The sequence below is a fragment of the Escherichia sp. 93.0816 genome (assembly GCF_013368855.2).
GTDB classification, from domain to species: domain Bacteria; phylum Pseudomonadota; class Gammaproteobacteria; order Enterobacterales; family Enterobacteriaceae; genus Escherichia; species Escherichia ruysiae.
In genome coordinates this window covers 165,219-187,351 of the sequence record NZ_JABWNC020000005.1, presented here as the reverse complement: position 1 = coordinate 187,351, position 22,133 = coordinate 165,219, and the positions used below count along the sequence as shown (strand labels likewise).

24 protein-coding genes and 1 other annotated feature are annotated in these 22,133 nt (G+C 49.7%); of the genes, 15 read left to right on the top strand and 9 right to left on the bottom strand.

Features of this window, described 5'->3' with window-relative positions; all coding sequences use genetic code 11:
• Positions 1 to 48 precede the first annotated feature (48 nt).
• The gene (gene topA, locus HEM79_RS08555) at positions 49 to 2,646 is read right to left on the bottom strand and encodes a type I DNA topoisomerase (RefSeq protein ID WP_021550866.1); all 2,598 of its coding nucleotides are present in this window, start codon (positions 2,644 to 2,646) and stop codon (positions 49 to 51) included.
• Positions 2,647 to 3,025: 379 nt separating this feature from the next.
• Between topA and HEM79_RS08550 the strand changes: the two genes are divergently transcribed.
• Positions 3,026 to 3,277, top strand: coding sequence for a YciN family protein (locus tag HEM79_RS08550; RefSeq protein ID WP_001031530.1), 252 nt, complete (start codon positions 3,026 to 3,028; stop codon positions 3,275 to 3,277).
• A 35-nt stretch (positions 3,278 to 3,312) separates the two neighbouring features.
• Here HEM79_RS08550 and sohB read toward each other — a convergent pair whose 3' ends face one another.
• Positions 3,313 to 4,362, bottom strand: coding sequence for a protease SohB (sohB, locus tag HEM79_RS08545; protein ID WP_000422075.1), 1,050 nt, complete (start codon positions 4,360 to 4,362; stop codon positions 3,313 to 3,315).
• Between the two features lie 218 nt (positions 4,363 to 4,580).
• Between sohB and HEM79_RS08540 the strand changes: the two genes are divergently transcribed.
• Together HEM79_RS08540 and cobO are read left to right on the top strand one after the other, a co-directional pair.
• On the top strand, positions 4,581 to 5,339 hold the full coding sequence (locus tag HEM79_RS08540; RefSeq protein ID WP_021550868.1) for a YciK family oxidoreductase: 759 nt from the start codon (positions 4,581 to 4,583) through the stop codon (positions 5,337 to 5,339).
• Positions 5,336 to 5,926, top strand: coding sequence for a cob(I)yrinic acid a,c-diamide adenosyltransferase (gene cobO / locus HEM79_RS08535; protein ID WP_001278900.1), 591 nt, complete (start codon positions 5,336 to 5,338; stop codon positions 5,924 to 5,926). Before HEM79_RS08540 ends, cobO begins: the two co-directional genes overlap by 4 nt.
• A gap of 52 nt (positions 5,927 to 5,978) precedes the next feature.
• Here cobO and HEM79_RS08530 read toward each other — a convergent pair whose 3' ends face one another.
• The 5 genes from HEM79_RS08530 to rnm form a co-directional block, all read right to left on the bottom strand.
• Positions 5,979 to 6,287, bottom strand: coding sequence for a hypothetical protein (locus tag HEM79_RS08530; protein ID WP_176241015.1), 309 nt, complete (start codon positions 6,285 to 6,287; stop codon positions 5,979 to 5,981).
• Positions 6,288 to 6,297: 10 nt separating this feature from the next.
• Positions 6,298 to 7,323 carry a hypothetical protein gene (locus HEM79_RS08525; protein ID WP_176241014.1) on the bottom strand — a complete coding sequence of 342 codons (1,026 nt, stop codon included), beginning with the start codon at positions 7,321 to 7,323 and terminating at the stop codon, positions 6,298 to 6,300.
• A gap of 169 nt (positions 7,324 to 7,492) precedes the next feature.
• Positions 7,493 to 8,368 (bottom strand): 23S rRNA pseudouridine(2605) synthase RluB, encoded by an 876-nt coding sequence (rluB, locus tag HEM79_RS08520; RefSeq protein ID WP_001291217.1) that lies wholly within the window; start codon positions 8,366 to 8,368, stop codon positions 7,493 to 7,495.
• A 100-nt stretch (positions 8,369 to 8,468) separates the two neighbouring features.
• Positions 8,469 to 9,089: an L-threonylcarbamoyladenylate synthase gene (locus tag HEM79_RS08515; RefSeq protein WP_001516499.1), complete on the bottom strand. Its 621-nt coding sequence runs from the start codon at positions 9,087 to 9,089 to the stop codon at positions 8,469 to 8,471.
• Entirely contained in the window at positions 9,086 to 9,967 is an 882-nt protein-coding gene (rnm, locus tag HEM79_RS08510; RefSeq protein ID WP_176241013.1) for an RNase RNM, read from the bottom strand. Before rnm ends, HEM79_RS08515 begins: the two co-directional genes overlap by 4 nt.
• A gap of 137 nt (positions 9,968 to 10,104) precedes the next feature.
• Between rnm and trpL the strand changes: the two genes are divergently transcribed.
• From trpL to HEM79_RS08465, 9 genes are all read left to right on the top strand, one after another.
• Entirely contained in the window at positions 10,105 to 10,149 is a 45-nt protein-coding gene (gene trpL / locus HEM79_RS08505) for a trp operon leader peptide (protein WP_001700591.1), read from the top strand.
• Positions 10,126 to 10,219, top strand: a sequence feature (Trp leader region). (Overlaps the previous gene by 24 nt.)
• Before the next feature lie 23 nt (positions 10,220 to 10,242).
• A complete protein-coding gene (gene trpE, locus HEM79_RS08500; protein ID WP_176241012.1) occupies positions 10,243 to 11,805 on the top strand; it encodes an anthranilate synthase component I in 1,563 nt (520 codons plus the stop codon).
• Entirely contained in the window at positions 11,805 to 13,400 is a 1,596-nt protein-coding gene (trpD, locus tag HEM79_RS08495; protein WP_176241011.1) for a bifunctional anthranilate synthase glutamate amidotransferase component TrpG/anthranilate phosphoribosyltransferase TrpD, read from the top strand. The genes trpE and trpD overlap by 1 nt, the downstream gene beginning before the upstream one ends.
• On the top strand, positions 13,401 to 14,762 hold the full coding sequence (trpCF, locus tag HEM79_RS08490; RefSeq protein WP_176241010.1) for a bifunctional indole-3-glycerol-phosphate synthase TrpC/phosphoribosylanthranilate isomerase TrpF: 1,362 nt from the start codon (positions 13,401 to 13,403) through the stop codon (positions 14,760 to 14,762).
• An 11-nt stretch (positions 14,763 to 14,773) separates the two neighbouring features.
• Positions 14,774 to 15,967, top strand: coding sequence for a tryptophan synthase subunit beta (gene trpB / locus HEM79_RS08485; RefSeq protein WP_021550874.1), 1,194 nt, complete (start codon positions 14,774 to 14,776; stop codon positions 15,965 to 15,967).
• On the top strand, positions 15,967 to 16,773 hold the full coding sequence (gene trpA, locus HEM79_RS08480; RefSeq protein ID WP_176241009.1) for a tryptophan synthase subunit alpha: 807 nt from the start codon (positions 15,967 to 15,969) through the stop codon (positions 16,771 to 16,773). Before trpB ends, trpA begins: the two co-directional genes overlap by 1 nt.
• A gap of 380 nt (positions 16,774 to 17,153) precedes the next feature.
• Positions 17,154 to 17,333, top strand: coding sequence for a con-10 family general stress protein (locus tag HEM79_RS08475; RefSeq protein ID WP_000807651.1), 180 nt, complete (start codon positions 17,154 to 17,156; stop codon positions 17,331 to 17,333).
• An 85-nt stretch (positions 17,334 to 17,418) separates the two neighbouring features.
• Positions 17,419 to 17,919, top strand: coding sequence for a YciE/YciF ferroxidase family protein (locus HEM79_RS08470; RefSeq protein ID WP_176241008.1), 501 nt, complete (start codon positions 17,419 to 17,421; stop codon positions 17,917 to 17,919).
• A gap of 45 nt (positions 17,920 to 17,964) precedes the next feature.
• Positions 17,965 to 18,471, top strand: a complete 507-nt coding sequence (locus HEM79_RS08465; protein WP_176241007.1) for a ferritin-like domain-containing protein — start codon at positions 17,965 to 17,967, stop codon at positions 18,469 to 18,471.
• A 58-nt stretch (positions 18,472 to 18,529) separates the two neighbouring features.
• Here HEM79_RS08465 and ompW read toward each other — a convergent pair whose 3' ends face one another.
• Complete coding sequence (ompW, locus tag HEM79_RS08460) at positions 18,530 to 19,168, bottom strand: outer membrane protein OmpW (protein ID WP_176241006.1); 639 nt, start codon at positions 19,166 to 19,168, stop codon at positions 18,530 to 18,532.
• 354 nt (positions 19,169 to 19,522) lie between these two features.
• Between ompW and HEM79_RS08455 the strand changes: the two genes are divergently transcribed.
• The 3 genes from HEM79_RS08455 (at position 19,523) to yciA (ending at position 21,338) form a co-directional block, all read left to right on the top strand.
• Positions 19,523 to 20,266 carry a YciC family protein gene (locus tag HEM79_RS08455; protein WP_000028528.1) on the top strand — a complete coding sequence of 248 codons (744 nt, stop codon included), beginning with the start codon at positions 19,523 to 19,525 and terminating at the stop codon, positions 20,264 to 20,266.
• A gap of 29 nt (positions 20,267 to 20,295) precedes the next feature.
• Entirely contained in the window at positions 20,296 to 20,835 is a 540-nt protein-coding gene (locus HEM79_RS08450; protein ID WP_000808667.1) for a septation protein A, read from the top strand.
• Between the two features lie 104 nt (positions 20,836 to 20,939).
• Complete coding sequence (gene yciA / locus HEM79_RS08445; protein WP_000108155.1) at positions 20,940 to 21,338, top strand: acyl-CoA thioester hydrolase YciA; 399 nt, start codon at positions 20,940 to 20,942, stop codon at positions 21,336 to 21,338.
• Positions 21,339 to 21,377: 39 nt separating this feature from the next.
• Here the strand turns inward: yciA and tonB are convergent, their stop codons facing one another.
• Entirely contained in the window at positions 21,378 to 22,103 is a 726-nt protein-coding gene (tonB, locus tag HEM79_RS08440; RefSeq protein WP_176241287.1) for a TonB system transport protein TonB, read from the bottom strand.
• Positions 22,104 to 22,133 lie beyond the last annotated feature (30 nt).

The following is a 22,133-nucleotide window of genomic DNA, read 5'->3' as shown; positions in this document are numbered from 1 at the left end:
GGTCGCTTTTGCGACCCTTTGTTTTAAAAAACCAGAAAGAATTAAAGGTTATTTTTTCCCTTCAACCCATTTGCCATCAACATAAAATGCTGACCAGCCAGTTGCCTTTCCGTCTTTTTCCGAAGAGACATATTGCTGCCTGGTTTTCCGGCTAAAGCGAACCATTGTCTTATTACCTTCTGGATCTTGCTGTGGCGCATCAGCCAGATAACGCAATTTTTCTGGTAAACGGTCGCGGAAGCGATAAAGCTCTTCCACCAGCGGCGCACGCGTTTCACGTGATTTCGGGAAAGTATTGGCAGCCAGGAACACACCGGCAGCGCCATCACGCAGCACGAAATAAGCATCCGATTTTTCGCACGGTAATTCTGGCAGCGGAACCGGATCTTCTTTCGGCGGCGCGACTTCACCGTTACGTAAAATCTTACGTGTGTTTTTACACTCTTCATTGGTGCAGGCCATGTATTTACCGAAACGCCCCATTTTCAGGTGCATTTCAGAACCACATTTTTCACACTCAACGATCGGGCCGTCATAACCTTTAATACGGAATTCGCCCTCTTCGATCTCATAACCGTCGCAGGTTGGATTATTACCACAAACATGCAACTTACGTTTCGGATCGATGAGATAGCTGTCCATCGCTGTACCGCATTTCGGGCAACGACGTTTGGCGCGCAGCGCGTTGGTTTCAGCGTCTTCGCCTTCCAGCACGTTAAGCACTTCGTTTTCCGGCACCAGGTTGATGGTGGTTTTGCAACGCTCTTTCGGCGACAGCGCATAACCGGAACAGCCCAGGAATACCCCGGTGCTGGCGGTGCGAATCCCCATTTTTCGACCACAGGTCGGGCAGTCAATGCTGGTCAGAACCATCTGGTTCGGGCGCATACCGCCCTCTTCCGGATCTTTTTCCGCTTTATCAAGCTGCTGAGTGAAATCAGAGAAGAAGTGATCCAGTACAGCTTTCCACTCTGCTTCGTGATTTGCCACCTGGTCGAGGCTGTTTTCCATCTGCGCGGTAAAGTCGTAATTCATTAACTCGCGGAAATTTTCTTCCAGGCGATCGGTAACGATCTCACCCATTTTTTCCGCATAGAAGCGACGGTTTTCCACACGCACATAGCCGCGATCCTGAATGGTCGAAATGATCGACGCATAAGTAGACGGACGACCGATCCCACGTTTTTCCAGCTCTTTAACCAGAGAAGCTTCGCTAAAACGAGCTGGCGGCTTGGTAAAGTGCTGCGCAGGCGTCAGTTCAACAAGCGACAGGGAGTCACCTTTATCGACAGCCGGTAAAATACGATCTTCATCGCCTTTACGCAGAGCAGGCATCACTTTCGTCCAGCCGTCGAAACGCAGAATACGACCGCGCGCTTTCAGGCGGAAGTCACCCGCGCCAACGGTCAGCGTAGTGGAGTCATATTTCGCCGGGGTCATCTGACAGGCAACAAACTGACGCCAGATTAACTGGTACAGCTTCTGCGCATCTGCTTCCATATCTTTCAGCGATTCCGCCATCACATTGACGTCAGAAGGACGAATTGCTTCGTGCGCTTCCTGTGAGTTTTCTTTGCTGGCGTATTGGTTTGGACTTTCCGGCAGATATTTATTACCAAAATTATCGCTGATATAACCGCGAACCATGTTTACCGCGTCCTGACTCAGGTTAGTGGAGTCGGTACGCATGTAAGTGATATAGCCTGCTTCATACAGACGCTGTGCCATCATCATGGTTTTTTTCACGCCAAAACCAAGACGGGTGCTGGCAGCTTGTTGCAGCGTAGAGGTAATAAAAGGAGCGCCTGGTTTACTGGTTGTCGGTTTGTCTTCACGTTCCAGCACGCTGTAGCGGGCTTTTTCCAGCAGACTCACCGCAGCCTGAGTTTGTTCTTTGTTGACCGGGCGGAACGGTTTGTCGTTCTGATGAGTCACCTGCAAAGCCAACGCTTCACCAGAAGGCGTAGTCGTGCTGGCATCGACTTCCCAGAATTCTTCCGGCACGAACGCTTTAATTTCACGCTCACGCTCGACCACCAGGCGGACCGCTACGGATTGCACACGTCCGGCGGAAAGACCGCGAGCGATCTTTTTCCACAGCAGCGGAGAAACCATATAACCCACTACGCGATCCATAAAGCGACGCGCCTGCTGGGCATTAACACGATCAATATTCAGTTCGCCGGGTTTGTTGAACGCCTGGCGGATCGCGTTTTTAGTAATTTCGTTAAACACCACTCGGCTATAGCGCGCATCATCACCCCCAATCACTTCCCGCAGGTGCCATGCAATGGCTTCCCCTTCGCGGTCAAGGTCGGTTGCGAGATAGATGTGGTCGGCTTTTTCAGCCAGTTGTTTCAGTTCAGAGACGACCTTCTCTTTACCAGGCAACACTTCATAGTGCGCCTCCCAATTGTGCCACGGGTCAACCCCCATACGGTTGACGAGAGCGCCACGTTCATCCTTTTTAGGCTTTTTAGCCGTTTTGGTGGAGGTAGAGTCGGCACTCTTTTTAGCAGCTGAGCCACTGGTCGGCAAATCGCGGATGTGACCGACGCTGGATTTCACCACGTAGTCACTACCCAGATACTTGTTGATCGTTTTGGCTTTTGCCGGGGACTCAACGATGACAAGAGCTTTACCCATATTCACCTTACCTAATTTGATTCTTCCAGGAATGCGTCGCACATTGATAAACCTTCCACTGGCAACGAGTTACCGATATGGACTCGCTCTCTGCGGATATCAACCCCTTGTCGTGACTCTGTTCACGAAAATTCCGGTGACTGAGTTAACAGGTCTTGGCCTACAGGCGCTATAGCACGACGGAATTTTGGTCGAATGTCAAGCAAATCTATTGCCAGATTGACGAAAGCGTCACACTGTACCTGATAAAATCCGTTACGCAACTTTATTAGCATGCAAAATCCAAAGTTGCCAGTAAGGCGCTCCTGACGCCAGCGTGGTATATTTGTCTGTATGCCATGCCTGGCGTAGACTAATGTCCTTGTTTAAGGAGTAAATAATGAACAAAGAGACACAACCCATCGACCGCGAAACGCTGTTGAAAGAGGCCAACAAAATCATTCGTGAGCATGAGGACACGCTCGCAGGAATTGAAGCCACCGGCGTCACGCAGCGTAATGGCGTGCTGGTGTTCACCGGCGATTACTTTTTAGATGAGCAAGGACTGCCGACAGCGAAAAGCACTGCGGTGTTTAATATGTTCAAACACCTGGCACACGTGCTCTCGGAAAAATACCATCTGGTGGATTAAAGCAAAACGCGAGGTTTTACCCTCGCGTTTATCTTTTACATCAACGGCTTTTGCCCGCGTTGCCACCAGCGTAGCAACAATCGGTCGGCGCTCTCTGCCGCACTGCCGGTGAATCGGTCGATCAACCGTTTACGCTGCATATAACGTACATTGACCACTTCACGACCTTCCATCAGGCTAAGAATGACTTCATCACTGGTGTTGATTTCGTCAACCAGGCCTTTCTCTACCGCCTGTTGCCCGTACCAGTGTTCACCGGTAGCCACCTCTTCAATATCCAGAGACGGACGCATACGTTTTACAAAATCTTTAAATAGCTGATGTGTTTCGTTCAGTTCTTCGCGGAATTTTTCGCGCCCTTCTTCAGTATTTTCACCCAGCAATGTCAGCGTGCGCTTATATTGCCCGGCAGTGTGCAGTTCGATATCAATATCTTTGCTTTTCAGGAAGCGGTTAAAGTTGGGCATTTGCGCCACCACACCGATGGAGCCAACAATGGCAAACGGCGCGGAAACAATTTTGTCAGCCACGCAGGCCATCATGTACCCGCCGCTGGCAGCTACTTTATCTACCGTAACGGTTAAAGGAATGTTTTTATCGCGCAGACGCCGCAACTGCGAGGCTGCCAGGCCATAACCATGAACCATGCCACCGGGGCTTTCCAGACGCAAAACAACCTGGTCCCGTGGCTTAAATGCCGCGAGTACTGCGGTTATCTCTTCGCGTAACGAGTTAACTTCATGCGCGTCCATACTGCCTTTGAAATCCAGTACCCAGACGCGGGGTTTACTGTCAGTCACCACCTCGCCCAGTTTGGCTTTCGCTTTCGCTGCTTTCGCTTCTTGCTTGTGCTTCTTCTTCTGCGCTTTGTGCCACTGCTTTTGCTGATGCGGATCCATCAACGCTGCTGCCAGTTCTTCTTTCATCTCCTTATATTGTTCGCTGAGATTGTTAACCCGTAACTCGCCACGCTGGCGTTTATTACGTTGGGCAACATTGACAATAATGGCGGCAACAGCCGCAATCGCCACAACAACGGTGACAATTTTCGCCAAAAACAAACCATATTCAGACAACAATTCCACGAGTCCCACCTTGGTTAAACAACGCTTTGCCTCACAGTTTACAACAGGCATCTTAAGCCGTCTCGCAGAGATATTCTTGACGAGAAAGTATGACAAAGTATTCATTTTGCGGCGTTATCGCCCCAGGCCGATTGAAATGCGCCTCTGTTTAAGGCATAACCCCTCAAAGTCATAAAGTACACTGGCAGCGCGACTGATGATGTCGTTGAGGAGTAGCCATGCATTACCAACCAAAACAAGATTTACTCAATGATCGTATTATCCTGGTAACCGGCGCCAGCGACGGCATTGGTCGTGAAGCCGCTCAGACTTATGCGCGTTATGGCGCAACAGTGATTTTACTGGGTCGTAATGACGAAAAATTACGTCAGGTCGCCCAGCGTATGTTCGAAGAGACCGGACGTCATCCACAGTGGTTTATTCTCGATTTACTGACCTGCACATCCGAAGATTGCCATCAACTGGCACAGCGCATTGCCGTTAATTATCCGCGTCTGGACGGCGTTCTGCATAATGCCGGATTGCTTGGCGAAGTTTGCCCGATGAGCGAACAAAATCCGCAGGTCTGGCAGGATGTCATGCAGGTCAACGTTAATGCCACCTTTATGCTGACCCAGGCACTGCTTCCTTTATTACTCAAATCGGACGCCGGTTCGCTGGTCTTTACCTCATCAAGCGTTGGGCGTCAGGGGCGGGCCAACTGGGGCGCATATGCGGTGTCGAAATTTGCCACCGAAGGAATGATGCAGGTACTGGCCGATGAATATCAACAGCGCCTGCGCGTGAACTGCATTAACCCGGGCGGTACACGAACTGCCATGCGTGCCAGCGCCTTCCCGACGGAAGATCCGCAGAAACTCAAAACCCCCGCAGATATCATGCCACTTTACCTCTGGCTGATGGGCGATGATAGCCGCCGTAAAACCGGCATGACCTTTGACGCCCAACCGGGCCGTAAACCAGGAATTTCCCAATGAGTGATGAACGCTACCAACAGCGTCAGCAACGAGTTAAAGAAAAAGTGGATGCCCGTGTGGCGCAGGCCCAGGATGAACGCGGCATTATTATCGTTTTTACTGGCAATGGAAAAGGCAAAACCACTGCGGCATTTGGTACGGCAACGCGCGCAGTAGGTCACGGAAAAAAAGTGGGCGTCGTGCAGTTTATTAAAGGCACCTGGCCTAACGGCGAACGAAATCTACTGGAGCCGCACGGCGTCGAGTTTCAGGTGATGGCAACCGGCTTTACCTGGGATACACAAAACCGCGAGTCCGATACCGCCGCCTGCCGCGAAGTCTGGCAACATGCAAAACGAATGCTGGCTGATTCCTCGCTAGATATGGTTTTGCTCGATGAGCTGACGTATATGGTAGCGTATGACTATTTGCCACTGGAAGAAGTGATGCAGGCCTTAAATGATCGTCCACATCAGCAAACGGTGATTATCACGGGTCGTGGCTGTCATCGGGATATACTTGAGCTGGCAGATACCGTCAGTGAATTACGCCCCGTCAAACATGCGTTTGATGCAGGCGTTAAGGCGCAAATCGGGATTGATTATTAAGTGAAAGCACCTCAAAAGTTCACCTCTTGAGGTGCTTTAATCATTATTATATTCAAGCAGCAATAGCGAAATTCAGAATGCGTTTAATCTCACTCAAATGTCCCGGATATGCTTCATGATTCTCAGCGTCAACATCTTCAATAAATAATATCAGTTCAGTAATTAACGCATTGGCATCTTCATAACTGATTCCGCTTAACTCTGGCGAAGTTTCAGTACCGTAGTTAATCGTCAGATTGTTCATCACCGTGAGGATAAGGATAAAATATTTATGGCAAACCTTGCATGTGGTTTTGTTGCCCAGGGTATTATACAGCATGTCGAGTAATGCCAGTATTCTACGATTTTGTACATCGTTCATAAAAAGCCTCCTATAACATTATTATTCCGCTAGCAAGAAGTAGTTTTGCCAGCCCCTCAGACGCCTTTAATCCACTAATTACTTGTGCACGTAATATTTCATTTAGCCTTTTTTGTTCAGCCGCTGTGCGTGTTTTATTAGTGTATAAATCCTTAAGGTGATTCCCCTCGTCAAGAAATGAGTTCAGTGCTTGTATTGCTGGAATTGCTGGATCTGCTGCACGAAGACGTGTTTCATTAATACTGATAATCGCAGCCAGGAATTCTTGTCTGCTCTTCAATGTCTTAAATTCATTACCTCCTCCTTTTTTTAAGGAGGCATTGTAATAAACGAGATTATTATGTACCGTCGCAAAGGTATTTCTTCCAGTTTGTTTACCTTTTGTCGCGATATCGTTTCGTATATCAGTTAGATCATTTTTTATTCTTTGCCAATGATTATTTACCGTACTACCTATATTCCCTGCGCTTACCCTTGTTTTATACAACCCATTGAAATAAACCACTAAATCTTTAACCGCTGCTGCAGATTTTGTTAATGTTCCACCATCATTGATGCCCAGAAGTGCCCCCGCATTATTCGCGTGATCCAGAGCTTGTTTAAGCAATATGAACTGTTTGCTGTCTTTAACATCTAAATCCTCATTCAAAAGTTCGACATAAGAACTCATACTGCTAATGATTTCCATAGAAGCTAGCAATCTTTCTTTTTCAGTAGCGACTATCTTTGTAGTAAAAAGATCTTCTTGAGATTTTTTGTGCTTATCTCCAGATTGCTGACATAATGACTCATCACTGGTACTGTTTTCAATAACTACCTCATAATCTGGTCGAGGTGCACACTCTGGATTAGTCGCATAAAAATTAACAAGAAAGTTTTCACGGGAAGCGTAGTATTGTTTAAAGAAACTTGCATTCGCCGCAACCGCCTTGTTACCCGCAGTAATAACAGATTCAGCTTGTTCATTCTTTAATGCTTCGGTTGCACATCCTGAAAGCATTAACAGAGATAGAAATATTCCACTATATCTAATCATAACCCACCTCTTGACGTTGAGTTTATCTCAGATAATTAAATATTAATGTGGCTATTTCCGGGTATTATTCATAAGCAAGTATGAAATTAAATTAAAATACTGCGACTATTTATCATGCTTCAAATGAAGAAAAGGCCCCGTAGGGCCTTTATTTTATACTTAACTTAAATTAACCGTTATTATTACGTCCACCAGAACGACGACCGCCACTCACCTGACTGTGACGTTTCACCGCACGTCGAATTTGATTCGCCTTCATACGACGACGATCTTTTTCTACGGCAACTTTAGAACTGGTTTCTGGCGGTAGTTCCACCAGCTCACGCAAATAGTTAGTCTGGGCGAGATCCAGCTCCGTCCAGCCACCACGTGGCAGACCTTTCGGTAGAGGGATATCACCATAACGCACACGAATCAGGCGGCTAACCTGCACGCCAACCGCTTCCCACAAACGACGAACTTCACGGTTACGGCCTTCGGTCAGGGTAACGTTGTACCACTGGTTGATCCCTTCGCCGCCGCTGAACTTGATGGTTTTAAAGGCTGCCGGACCATCTTCCAGCTGCACGCCACGACTCAAATCACGCAGTTTCGCGTCGTCAACCTGACCAAATACACGCACGGCATATTCACGTTCAACTTCACGACTGGGGTGCATTAACCGGTTTGCCAGCTCACCATCAGTGGTGAACAGCAGCAGACCACAAGTGTTAACGTCGAGACGCCCAACGGCAATCCAGCGCGCACCGCGCAGCTTCGGCAGACGGTCAAATACTGTCGGACGCCCTTCCGGATCATTACGGGTACATAACTCACCTTCCGGCTTGTAATAGGCCAGAACGCGACAAATTTGCTCAGCGGACTCACGCACCGAAATAAGATGACCATCAATACGGATTTTCAGTCCAGGGGTAACTTCAACGCGATCGCCGAGTTTAGCAATTTTGCCATCAACACTCACACGACCGGCTTCAATAATAGATTCGATTTCACGGCGAGAGCCGTGGCCGGCACGCGCCAGCACTTTCTGTAGCTTTTCGCTCATAGAGCTTCCTTTTGGTGTCGCCTTCACAGGCGTCGAACAGGAGAATGAATGGCACCATTAAGTGCCATTTTAAGGCCGCGTAGTATACAGAGTTACGCTCTTATAAGAAAGGCTTCACATCACCCACGCCTTCACGCACCACGACTGGCGTATCATCGGTGAGGTCGATGACCGTTGTTGGTTTCTGTCCGAGATAGCCGCCATGAATAATTAAATCCACCTGTTTTTCCAGACGGTCTTTAATCTCTTCCGGATCGGATTCAGTAAATTCGCTACCCGGCAGCATTAACGAAGTGGAAAGCATCGGTTCACCCAGCACCTCAAGTAACGCCTGAGCGATGGGGTTAGACGGTACGCGCATCCCGATGGTTTTGCGTTTTTCCTGCAACAAACGGCGTGGCACCTCTTTCGTTCCCTTCAGGATGAAAGTGTAGTTACCTGGCGTGTTGTTTTTCATCAGGCGAAACGCGACGTTATCCACAAAGGAATAGGTCGAAAGTTCAGACAGATCGCGACACATCAGAGTAAAGTTGTGACCGTCCGGCAGCTGGCGAATACGACAAATACGCTCCATGGCGTTTTTATCTTCAATTTTACAGCCGAGCGCATAGCCGGAATCGGTTGGATAAACAATCACCCCGCCTTTACGCACAATCTCTACCGCCTGGTTGATCAGACGTTGCTGCGGGTTATCAGGATGAATATAAAAAAACTGACTCATAATTCCCTCTCTGTGGTGTTCTGCGGCTGTTCCCATAGCTGCCAGACGCCTTCAACGCCTGCGGGCAGCCAGAGTTTACGACCCAGTTCAATCCACGGGCACGGCTGATGAAAATCAGATCCTTGTGATGCCCATAAATGGTGCTGGCGGGCAAGTGTCGCCAGTTGGGTGCGTTCATTGGGCGATTGCTGGCACTGCGCGACTTCCATCGCGTCGCCGTGGTGTTCGGCAAAATGCGCAACCAATCTTTTCAGCCATTTAGCACTAAGATTGTACCGCCCAGGATGAGCTAGCACCGCCTTACCGCCAGAATGATGAATGACATCAATAGCTTGTTCTATTGTACACCACTGCGGCGGAACGTATCCGGTTTTCCCACGCGCCAGATATTTTTTAAAGACATCCGCCATTGAACTGGCTTTGCCGCATTCGACCAGAAAACGAGCAAAATGACCGCGCGTCACTGCGCCCCCCTGCGCCAGTCTTTGCGCGCCTTCCAGAGCACCAGGTATTTGCGCTTTTTCAAGTCTTTCGGCAATTAGCTGCGCCCGCTGATTGCGCCGTTCGGTTTGCTGCGCCAGGAACTCACACATTAGCGGATGAGTAATATCAATATTCAGCCCGACAATATGAATTTCATGATTTTCCCATACGGTAGAAATTTCCACGCCTGGAATAAGATTCAGCGCCAGTCCTGAACGTGAAATTTCTTCTCTTGCTGGTGCGATTGCTGCTGTGGTGTCATGGTCAGTGATCGCCAGGGTGCCGACGCGCATGTCTACGGCACGGTGTACCAGCGCCTCTGGCGTCAGGCAGCCATCGGAAGCCGTGGTATGGCTGTGCAGGTCATAAATGACTGCGTAATTTGTGTCGCTCAAGGCGCACTCCCGTTTTGGAAAATGTTTTTTGCGCCGACATCATAACGGTTCTGATAAATATTCTGAAATGAGCTGTTGACAATTAATCATCGAACTAGTTAACTAGTACGCAAGTTCACGTAAAAAGGGTATCGACAATGAAAGCGATTTTCGTACTGAAAGGTTGGTGGCGCACTTCCTGAAACGGGCAGTGTATTCACCATGCGTAAAGCAATCAGATACCCAGCCCGCCTAATGAGCGGGCTTTTTTTTGAACAAAATTAACGAGAATAACAATGCAAACACAAAAACCGACTCTCGAACTGTTAACCTGCGAAGGTGCTTATCGCGACAATCCAACCGCACTTTTTCACCAATTGTGTGGGGATCGTCCTGCAACGCTGCTGCTGGAATCGGCGGATATCGACAGTAAAGATGATTTAAAAAGCCTGCTGTTGGTGGACAGTGCGCTGCGCATTACAGCTTTAGGTGACACTGTCACAATTAAGGCACTTTCCGGCAATGGCGAAGCACTTCTGACATTGCTGGATGCAGCCCTGCCAGCGGGTGTGGAAAATGAACAATCACCAAACTGCCGTGTGCTGCGCTTCCCCCCTGTCAGTTCACTGCTGGATGAAGACGCTCGCTTATGCTCCCTTTCTGTTTTTGACGCTTTCCGCTTATTGCAGAATCTGCTGGATATGCCAAAGGAAGAACGGGAAGCAATGTTCTTTGGCGGTCTGTTCTCTTATGACCTGGTCGCAGGATTTGAAGATTTACCGCAACTAACGGCGGAAAATAGCTGCCCTGATTTCTGTTTTTATCTCGCTGAAACGCTGATGGTGATTGACCATCAGAAGAAAAGTACCCGTATTCAGGCCAGCCTGTTTGCTCCAAATGAAGAAGAAAAACAGCGCCTCACCGCACGCCTTGCTGAACTTCGCCAACAGCTAACCGAAACCGCACCGCCGCTGCCGGTGGTTTCTGTGCCGCATATGCGTTGTGAGTGTAATCAAAGTGATGAAGAGTTCGGCGGTGTCGTGCGTTCGTTGCAAAAAGCGATTCGCGCCGGAGAGATTTTCCAGGTCGTACCCTCTCGCCGTTTCTCACTACCCTGCCCGTCACCGCTGGCGGCCTATTACGTGCTGAAAAAGAGTAATCCCAGCCCGTACATGTTTTTTATGCAGGATAATGATTTCACCCTGTTTGGCGCGTCGCCGGAAAGTTCGCTCAAGTATGACGCCACCAGCCGCCAGATTGAAATCTACCCGATTGCCGGAACACGCCCACGCGGTCGTCGCGCCGATGGTTCACTGGACAGAGACCTCGACAGCCGCATTGAACTGGAGATGCGTACCGACCATAAAGAGCTTTCGGAACATCTGATGTTGGTGGATCTCGCTCGTAATGATCTGGCACGCATTTGCGCCCCCGGCAGCCGCTACGTCGCCGATCTCACCAAAGTTGACCGTTACTCTTACGTTATGCATCTCGTTTCCCGCGTTGTCGGTGAATTGCGCCACGATCTCGACGCCCTGCACGCTTACCGCGCCTGTATGAATATGGGCACGTTAAGTGGCGCACCAAAAGTGCGAGCCATGCAGTTAATTGCCGAAGCAGAAGGTCGTCGACGCGGCAGTTACGGCGGCGCGGTAGGCTATTTCACCGCACACGGCGATCTCGATACCTGCATTGTGATCCGCTCGGCGCTGGTGGAAAACGGCATCGCCACCGTGCAAGCCGGTGCTGGCGTGGTTCTTGATTCTGTTCCGCAGTCGGAAGCCGACGAAACCCGTAATAAAGCCCGCGCTGTACTGCGCGCTATCGCCACCGCGCATCATGCACAGGAGACTTTCTGATGGCTGACATTCTGCTGCTCGATAATATCGACTCTTTTACTTACAACCTGGCAGATCAGTTGCGCAGCAATGGTCATAACGTGTTGATTTACCGCAACCATATTCCGGCGCAGACCTTAATTGAACGCCTGGCGACGATGAGCAATCCGGTGCTGATGCTTTCTCCTGGCCCCGGTGTGCCAAGCGAAGCGGGTTGTATGCCGGAACTGCTTACCCGTCTGCGCGGCAAGCTGCCGATTATTGGCATTTGCCTCGGTCATCAGGCGATTGTCGAAGCCTATGGGGGTTATGTCGGCCAGGCGGGCGAAATTCTGCACGGTAAAGCGTCGAGCATTGAACATGACGGTCAGGCGATGTTTGCCGGGTTAACAAACCCACTGCCGGTGGCGCGTTATCACTCGCTGGTTGGCAGTAACATTCCGGCCGGTTTAACCATCAATGCCCATTTTAATGGCATGGTGATGGCGGTTCGTCATGATGCGGATCGCGTCTGTGGATTCCAGTTCCATCCGGAATCCATTCTCACCACTCAGGGCGCTCGCTTGCTGGAACAAACGCTGGCCTGGGCCCAGCAAAAGCTGGAGCCGACCAACACGCTGCAACCGATTCTGGAAAAACTGTATCAGGCGCAGACCCTTAGTCAGCAGGAAAGCCACCAGCTTTTTTCAGCAGTGGTGCGTGGCGAACTGAAACCGGAACAACTGGCGGCGGCGCTGGTGAGCATGAAAATTCGCGGCGAGCACCCGAACGAAATCGCCGGAGCAGCAACTGCGCTTCTTGAAAATGCCGCGCCGTTCCCGCGCCCGGATTATCTGTTTGCCGATATCGTCGGCACCGGCGGTGACGGCAGCAACAGTATCAACATTTCTACCGCCAGTGCTTTTGTTGCAGCAGCTTGTGGCCTGAAAGTGGCGAAGCACGGCAACCGCAGCGTCTCCAGTAAATCGGGTTCGTCGGATCTGCTGGCAGCGTTTGGTATCAACCTGGATATGAATGCCGATAAATCGCGCCAGGCGCTGGACGAGTTAGGTGTTTGTTTCCTCTTTGCGCCGAAATATCACACTGGATTCCGCCATGCGATGCCAGTTCGTCAGCAACTGAAAACCCGCACTTTGTTCAACGTGCTGGGGCCATTGATTAACCCGGCGCATCCGCCGCTGGCGTTAATTGGTGTTTATAGTCCGGAACTGGTGCTGCCGATTGCCGAAACCTTGCGCGTGCTGGGGTATCAACGCGCGGCGGTGGTGCACAGCGGCGGGATGGATGAAGTTTCATTACACGCGCCGACAATCGTTGCCGAGCTGCATGACGGCGAAATTAAGAGCTATCAATTGACCGCTGAAGATTTTGGCCTGACTCCCTACCACCAGGAGCAACTGGCAGGCGGAACACCGGAAGAAAACCGTGACATTTTAACACGTTTGTTACAAGGTAAAGGCGACGCCGCCCATGAAGCAGCCGTCGCTGCGAACGTCGCCATGTTAATGCGCCTGCATGGCCATGAAGATCTGCAAGCCAATGCGCAAACCGTTCTTGAGGTACTGCGCAGTGGTTCCGCTTACGACAGAGTCACCGCACTGGCGGCACGAGGGTAAATGATGCAAACCGTTTTAGCGAAAATCGTCGCAGACAAGGCGATTTGGATAGAAGCCCGCAAACAGCAGCAACCGCTGGCCAGTTTTCAGAATGAGGTTCAGCCGAGCACGCGACATTTTTATGATGCGCTACAGGGTGCGCGCACGGCGTTTATTCTGGAGTGCAAGAAAGCGTCGCCGTCAAAAGGCGTGATCCGTGATGATTTCGATCCAGCACGCATTGCCGCCATTTATAAACATTACGCTTCGGCAATTTCGGTGCTGACTGATGAGAAATATTTTCAGGGGAGCTTTGATTTCCTCCCCATCGTCAGCCAAATCGCCCCGCAGCCGATTTTATGTAAAGACTTCATTATCGATCCTTACCAGATCTATCTGGCGCGCTATTACCAGGCCGATGCCTGCTTATTAATGCTTTCAGTACTGGATGACGAACAATATCGCCAGCTTGCCGCCGTCGCCCACAGTCTGGAGATGGGTGTGCTGACCGAAGTCAGTAATGAAGAGGAACTGGAGCGCGCCATTGCATTGGGGGCAAGGGTCGTTGGCATCAACAACCGCGATCTGCGTGATTTGTCGATTGATCTCAACCGTACCCGCGAGCTTGCGCCGAAACTGGGGCACAACGTGACGGTAATCAGCGAATCCGGCATCAATACTTACGCTCAGGTACGCGAGTTAAGCCACTTCGCTAACGGTTTTCTGATTGGTTCGGCGTTGATGGCCCATGACGATTTGCACGCCGCCGTGCGTCGGGTACTACTGGGCGAGAATAAAGTGTGTGGCCTGACTCGCCCACAAGATGCCAGAGCAGCTTATGACGCAGGCGCGATTTACGGCGGATTGATTTTTGTTGCGACATCGCCGCGCTGCGTCAGCGTTAAACAGGCGCAAGAAGTAATGACTGCGGCGCCACTACAGTATGTCGGCGTGTTCCGTAACCACGACCTCACCGATGTGCTAGCAAAAGCGAATACCTTATCGCTGGCAGCAGTACAACTGCATGGCAATGAAGATCAGCAATATATCGACGCACTGCGTGATGCTCTGCCAGCAAACGTTGCCATCTGGAAAGCATTGAGCGTTGGAGAAACCCTGCCCGCGCGCGATTTTCAGCACATTGATAAATATGTTTTCGACAACGGTCAGGGTGGGAGCGGGCAACGTTTCGACTGGTCACTGTTAAATGGTCAATCGCTTGGCAACGTCCTGCTGGCGGGTGGCTTAGGCGCAGATAACTGCGTGGAAGCGGCACAAACCGGCTGCGCCGGGCTTGATTTTAATTCTGCTGTAGAGTCACAACCGGGCATCAAAGATGCACATCTTTTGGCCTCGGTCTTTCAGACACTGCGCGCATATTAAGGAAAGGAACAATGACAACATTACTTAACCCCTATTTTGGTGAGTTTGGCGGCATGTACGTGCCACAAATCCTGATGCCTGCCCTGCGCCAGCTGGAAGAGGCCTTCGTCAGCGCGCAAAAGGATCCTGAATTTCAGGCTCAGTTCAACGATCTGCTGAAAAACTATGCCGGACGTCCGACCGCGCTGACTAAATGCCAGAACATTACGGCGGGCACTAAAACCACGCTGTACCTGAAGCGCGAAGATTTATTGCACGGCGGCGCACATAAAACCAACCAGGTGCTGGGTCAGGCGTTGCTGGCGAAGCGGATGGGTAAAACCGAAATCATCGCCGAAACCGGTGCTGGTCAGCATGGCGTGGCGTCTGCCCTTGCCAGCGCCCTGCTCGGCCTGAAATGCCGCATTTATATGGGAGCCAAAGACGTTGAACGCCAGTCGCCTAACGTTTTTCGTATGCGCTTAATGGGCGCAGAAGTGATCCCGGTGCATAGCGGTTCCGCTACGCTGAAAGATGCCTGTAATGAGGCGCTGCGCGACTGGTCAGGCAGTTATGAAACCGCGCACTATATGCTGGGCACCGCAGCAGGCCCGCATCCTTACCCGACCATTGTGCGTGAGTTTCAGCGGATGATTGGCGAAGAAACGAAAGCGCAAATTCTGGAAAGAGAAGGTCGCCTGCCGGATGCCGTTATCGCCTGCGTTGGCGGCGGTTCTAATGCCATCGGTATGTTTGCTGATTTCATCAACGAAACCGACGTCGGCCTGATTGGCGTGGAGCCTGGTGGTCACGGTATCGAAACCGGAGAGCACGGCGCACCGTTAAAACATGGTCGCGTGGGCATCTATTTCGGTATGAAAGCACCGATGATGCAGACCGAAGACGGGCAGATTGAAGAATCTTACTCCATCTCCGCCGGACTGGATTTCCCGTCCGTCGGGCCGCAACATGCGTATCTCAACAGCATTGGACGCGCTGATTACGTGTCAATTACCGATGATGAAGCACTGGAAGCCTTTAAAACGCTGTGCCTGCATGAAGGGATTATTCCGGCGCTGGAATCCTCCCATGCCCTGGCTCATGCGCTGAAAATGATGCGCGAAAATCCGGAAAAAGAGCAGCTGCTGGTTGTTAACCTTTCCGGTCGCGGCGATAAAGACATCTTCACCGTTCACGATATTTTGAAAGCTCGAGGGGAAATCTGATGGAACGCTATGAAACTCTGTTTGCCCAGTTGAAGGAGCGCAAAGAAGGCGCATTTGTTCCTTTCGTGACTCTCGGTGACCCTGGCATTGAGCAGTCGCTGAAGATTATTGATGCGCTAATTGAAGCCGGTGCTGACGCGCTGGAGTTAGGCATCCCCTTCTCCGACCCGCTGGCAGATGGCCCGACCATTCAAAACGCGACCCTGCGCGCCTTTGCGGCTGGTGTTACTCCCGCGCAGTGCTTTGAAATGCTGGCGCTGATTCGCCAGAAGCACCCAACGATTCCCATTGGCCTACTGATGTACGCCAATCTGGTGTTTAACAAAGGCATTGATGAATTTTATGCCCAGTGCGAGAAAGCCGGCGTCGATTCGGTGCTGGTTGCCGATGTGCCCGTGGAAGAGTCTGCGCCCTTCCGTCAGGCCGCGTTGCGCCATAATGTTGCACCTATCTTTATCTGCCCGCCCAATGCCGATGATGATTTGCTGCGCCAGATTGCCTCTTACGGTCGTGGTTACACCTACTTGCTGTCACGTGCAGGCGTGACCGGAGCTGAAAAACGCGCCGCGTTACCCATCAATCATCTGGTCGCGAAGCTGAAAGAGTACAACGCTGCGCCTCCGTTACAAGGGTTTGGTATTTCTGCCCCGGAACAGGTAAAAGCAGCGATTGATGCAGGAGCTGCGGGCGCGATTTCTGGTTCGGCAATTGTTAAAATCATCGAGCAACATATTAATGAGCCAGAGAAAATGCTGGTAGCATTGAAAGCTTTTGTACAACCGATGAAAGCGGCAACACGCAGTTAATCCCACAGCCGTCAGTTCTGCTGACGGCATTTTGTATTCCCTTAACGAAGCCAGAAAAATCTTAATTTTATTTATTATTTGCCTTTTTACTGTTTCGCTTAGCCCTAACATACGTCAACTTACGTCATTTTTCCGCCCAACAGTAATATAATCAAACAAATTAATCCCGCAACATAACACCAGTAAAATCAATAATTTTTCCTAAGTCACTTATTCCTCAGGCAATTGTTAATATATCCAGAACTTTCCTCAAAATATATTTCCCATCCTCTTTCTTGTCACGCTTAATTTGACTAATTCTCATTAGCGACTAATTTTAATGAGTGTCGACACACAACACTCATATTAATGAAACAATGCAACGCAACGGGAGAAATAACATGGCCGAACATCGTGGTGGTTCAGGAAATTTCGCCGAAGATCGTGAGAAGGCATCCGACGCAGGTCGTAAAGGCGGTCAGCACAGCGGCGGTAATTTTAAAAATGATCCGCAACGCGCATCCGAAGCGGGTAAAAAAGGCGGTCAACAAAGCGGTGGTAATAAATCAGGAAAATCCTGATCCACCGTTAATTATTAATATCAGCTGATAAAGATAATTGCATCTGCGAGCCTTCTGGCTCGCAGTGATTTCACTGGAGAAAAATATGAATATGAAGACCATTGAAGATGTATTTATTCACCTGCTTTCAGACACCTACAGCGCAGAAAAACAGTTAACTCGCGCGCTGGCAAAACTTTCCAGAGCGACATCTAACGAAAAATTAAGCCAGGCTTTTCATGCGCACCTTGAGGAAACTCATGGACAGATAGAACGTATTGATCAAGTCGTAGAATCCGAATCAAATCTTAAAATTAAACGCATGAAGTGTGTAGCAATGGAAGGACTCATTGAAGAAGCTAATGAGGTCATCGAAAGCACTGAGAAAAACGAAGTGCGTGATGCCGCACTGATTGCCGCCGCACAGAAAGTCGAGCACTATGAGATTGCCAGTTACGGGACATTAGCGACGCTGGCTGAACAGTTAGGTTATCGTAAAGCAGCGAAGCTTCTTAAAGAAAGCCTGGAAGAAGAAAAGGCTACCGATATCAAACTGACTGATCTGGCCCTTAATAACGTAAATAAGAAAGCCGAAAATAAAGCCTGAAATATGAACTTCAACTTTCAGTAATTTTATAAAGAGGACATTTTCATGAATCGTATTGAACATTATCATGACTGGCTACGTGACGCCCATGCAATGGAAAAACAAGCAGAATCTATGCTTGAATCAATGGCCAGCCGCATAGATAATTATCCTGATTTACGCGCACGTATTGAACAACATCTTAGCGAAACTAAAAACCAGATTGTTCAACTGGAGACTATTCTTGACCGTAATGACATTTCGCGCTCAGTCATTAAAGATTCGATGAGTAAAATGGCGGCACTTGGGCAGTCTATTGGTGGTATTTTCCCTTCTGATGAAATTGTAAAAGGTTCAATTAGCGGCTATGTCTTCGAGCAATTTGAAATCGCCTGCTATACCTCACTATTAGCTGCGGCAAAAAATGCCGGTGATACCGCCTCTGTTCCGGTCATCGAAGCGATTTTAAATGAGGAAAAGCAGATGGCCGACTGGCTGATTCAGCATATTCCGCAAACAACTGAGAAATTTTTAATTCGCTCTGAAGCTGATGGCGTAGAGGCGAAGAAATAATACCCTTTATGCCATGTCCTTATTGACCCCGTAATTACGGGGTCATTTTTGCGGGGAATTAAAAGCGATAACCTGCTGAGAACATAAACACCCACGGATCGAGGCGTACGCTATCGTGTTGCTGTGCACCGCCCAGCTTATAATTGGCGGTAGTATCGATATCCATGTACCAGACTGACATGTTAACCAACCAGTCACGGTTAATCAGATAATCAACCCCCACCTGCCCGGCAGCTCCCCAGGAATCTTTCAGACTGAGATCGGAAAGCCCGGCCTCTTTGCCATGATCGTTAAATCCATTATCAAAGAACGTGGTGTAGTTAATACCGGCACCAACGTAAGGACGGAATTTGCTGCTGGCATCACCAAAATACCACTGCGCCATCAGTGTTGGCGGCAGATGATGGACTGTTGCAATATCACCGGTCGCGCGAGTACCAATTTTATGGCGAAAAGGCGTCGCTGCCAGTAATTCAACACCGATATTGTCAGTCGCCATATACGTAAACGTCAGGCCCAACTGAGTGTTATTAGTCACACTAAACCCACCCAAACTTCCTAATGTACCACCAGCGCCTTCTGTCGGACGCACAGTCGCAGAACCTGCACGCATAAAAAACTCGCCTGCTTCATGCGCAAAGGCCGTGCCAGAGAGAAGAGTTGTTACTGTCAAAGCCGCCACTGTTAATTTTTTCATATCCGCTCCGTCGTTATGGTTATAAAAACGTGACAAATATACCTACATTGGGGTAACAAATGATCCTACACAGATCACACTACATTCTCTAAATCACCATTTATTGATCTGGATTAATTTAGAAGTTGTATCAAAAATCCTGGTTAACGTGATTTAAATCAATTTTTATATATTTTCGCTGCGCAAATATTAACGCGCTCGCTACTTGCTCCTGTCTGCACACATAAATGCCAACAATTACCTCCGCTTTACAAAGATATGCTTTTCCATACATGACCTGATGCTGCCACTGAGAGGCTAACCAGGGTACAATTGCCCGCTAATTAACACCTGCATAAAACTCAAGGAGAGTGCATGTCTATCACGGCGCAGTCCGTATACCGTGACACCGGAAATTTCTTCCGTAATCAATTTATGACCATTCTGTTGGTATCGTTGCTTTGTGCATTTATCACAGTGGTGTTAGGACATGTTTTCTCACCCAGTGACGCTCAACTTGCGCAGCTCAATGACGGTGTACCCGTTAGTGGCGGCGGTGGGTTGTTCGACCTGGTACAAAATATGTCCCCGGAACAACAGCAGATTTTGCTGCGTGCGTCTGCCGCTTCTACCTTTTCAGGATTAATCGGTAACGCCATTCTTGCGGGCGGCGTATTATTAATGATCCAGCTAGTGTCCGCCGGTCAGCGGGTCAGCGCGTTACGGGCAATTGGCGCGAGCGCTCCGGTATTACCGAAGTTATTCTTGCTAATCCTCCTGACGACATTGATTGTGCAAATAGGCATCATGCTGGTGGTCGTTCCTGGTATCATCATGGCCATCCTGCTGGCGTTGGCTCCCGTGATGCTAGTCCAGGATAAAATGGGCGTTTTCGCCTCCATGCGCAGCAGTATGCGGCTGACATGGGCGAATATGCGTCTGGTGGCACCTGCGGTATTGAGCTGGTTACTGGCAAAAACTCTGTTGTTGCTGTTTGCCTCTTCATTTGCCGCATTAACCCCAGAAATTGGCGCTGTACTGGCGAACACCTTGAGCAACCTGATTTCAGCCGTATTGCTCATCTATCTGTTCCGTCTGTACATGTTGATTCGCCAATAACCCTAAGCATTTGATTACGGAATCGTAAAATGAAGCAGTTTCTTGATTTTCTACCGCTGGTTGTCTTCTTCGCGTTCTATAAGATTTATGACATCTATGCGGCAACTGCGGCGCTGATCGTCGCCACAGCGATTGTGCTTATTTATAGCTGGGTTCGCTTTCGTAAGGTTGAGAAGATGGCCCTGATCACCTTTGTTCTGGTGGTCGTCTTCGGCGGTCTGACGCTTTTCTTCCACAATGATGAGTTTATTAAATGGAAGGTCACCGTTATTTACGCACTGTTTGCCGGTGCCCTGTTGGTTAGCCAATGGGTAATGAAAAAGCCGCTGATTCAACGTATGTTGGGTAAAGAGCTTACCCTGCCGCAGCCAGTATGGTCGAAGTTGAATCTGGCCTGGGCAGTCTTTTTTATCCTTTGCGGGCTGGCAAACATCTATATCGCTTTCTGGCTGCCACAAAATATTTGGGTCAACTTCAAAGTGTTCGGTCTGACCGCCCTCACCTTAATCTTCACGCTGTTAAGCGGTATCTATATCTACCGCCACATGCCACAGGAAGATAAATCATAACCAGACTGCCAGTCCTTCGGGGCTGGCGCTGTATCTCCTCTGTTCTCCTCAGGAAAATCATAGTAGCATCGCGCCTGTGATTTTCCTTTTTAGTCGGTTTTACCATGTCAACAACACATAACGTCCCCCAGGGCGATCTGGTTTTACGAACTTTAGCCATGCCTGCCGATACCAATGCCAATGGCGATATTTTTGGTGGTTGGTTGATGTCGCAGATGGATATTGGTGGTGCCATTCTGGCAAAAGAAATTGCACATGGTCGCGTCGTGACCGTTCGCGTGGAAGGCATGACTTTTCTGCGACCTGTAGCAGTCGGTGATGTGGTGTGCTGCTATGCGCGCTGTGTCAAGAAAGGGACAACATCTGTCAGCATTAATATTGAAGTGTGGGTGAAAAAGGTAGCGTCTGAACCACTTGGGCAACGCTATAAAGCGACGGAAGCATTATTTAAGTATGTCGCGGTTGATCCTGAAGGAAAGCCTCGCGCCTTACCTGTCGAGTAATAGTCAAAAGCCTCCGGTCGGAGGCTTTTGACTTTTTGCTTACTGAATTTCGGTGGTGCCGTTAATTTTAAACAGAATATTTACCACAATCCCACTTCCTGGCTTACCCGGCTCGTAACGCCATCTGCGCATCGCGTTTTTCACTTCGCGCTCAAACATGTTTGCGGGTTTGGCGGAAAGAATTTGTACGTTATCCACGCGACCATCCGGTGTAACGTCAAATTTAACTTTAACCTGCCCTTCAATGCGCAATGCCTGCGCGCGCGCTGGATACTGCGGCTGATTACGGCTTAATGCGCGCGGACCTGACGCCACACTTGTAACCGGCTTGCTGGTTGCAGCCGTTGCCGTGCTGGTGGTCGGGCGCGCTGGTGCCGTATTTTCAAACGGAGATGCCGGACGCGACTCCGCTGGTTTAACATCACGCTTTGGCTGTTCCTGCACCTTTTTCACTGGCTTCGGTTTTGGCTTAGGTTTCGGCTTCGGCTTCGGCTTTTCAATGACCACCGGCGCTTCTTTTGGCGGTTCTGGTATTGGTTCAGGTTCCGGCTCTGGCTCCGCCACCGGCTCTGGTGGCGGTTGAACAGCTTGTGGCGGTTCAAGATCGGCTGGCGCAACCATGGTGACAGAAATCGGCTGCGCGGGCGCAGGTAGTTCAATAACCTGATGTACCGAGGTATAGAGTAGACCCGCCACGACAGCACCGTGAATGCAGACTGAAAGTAACGTCGGCCAGGGGAAGCGGCGAGGTAAATCAAGGGTCATTGAAGTCATAATCATTTCAGTAGAAAAACC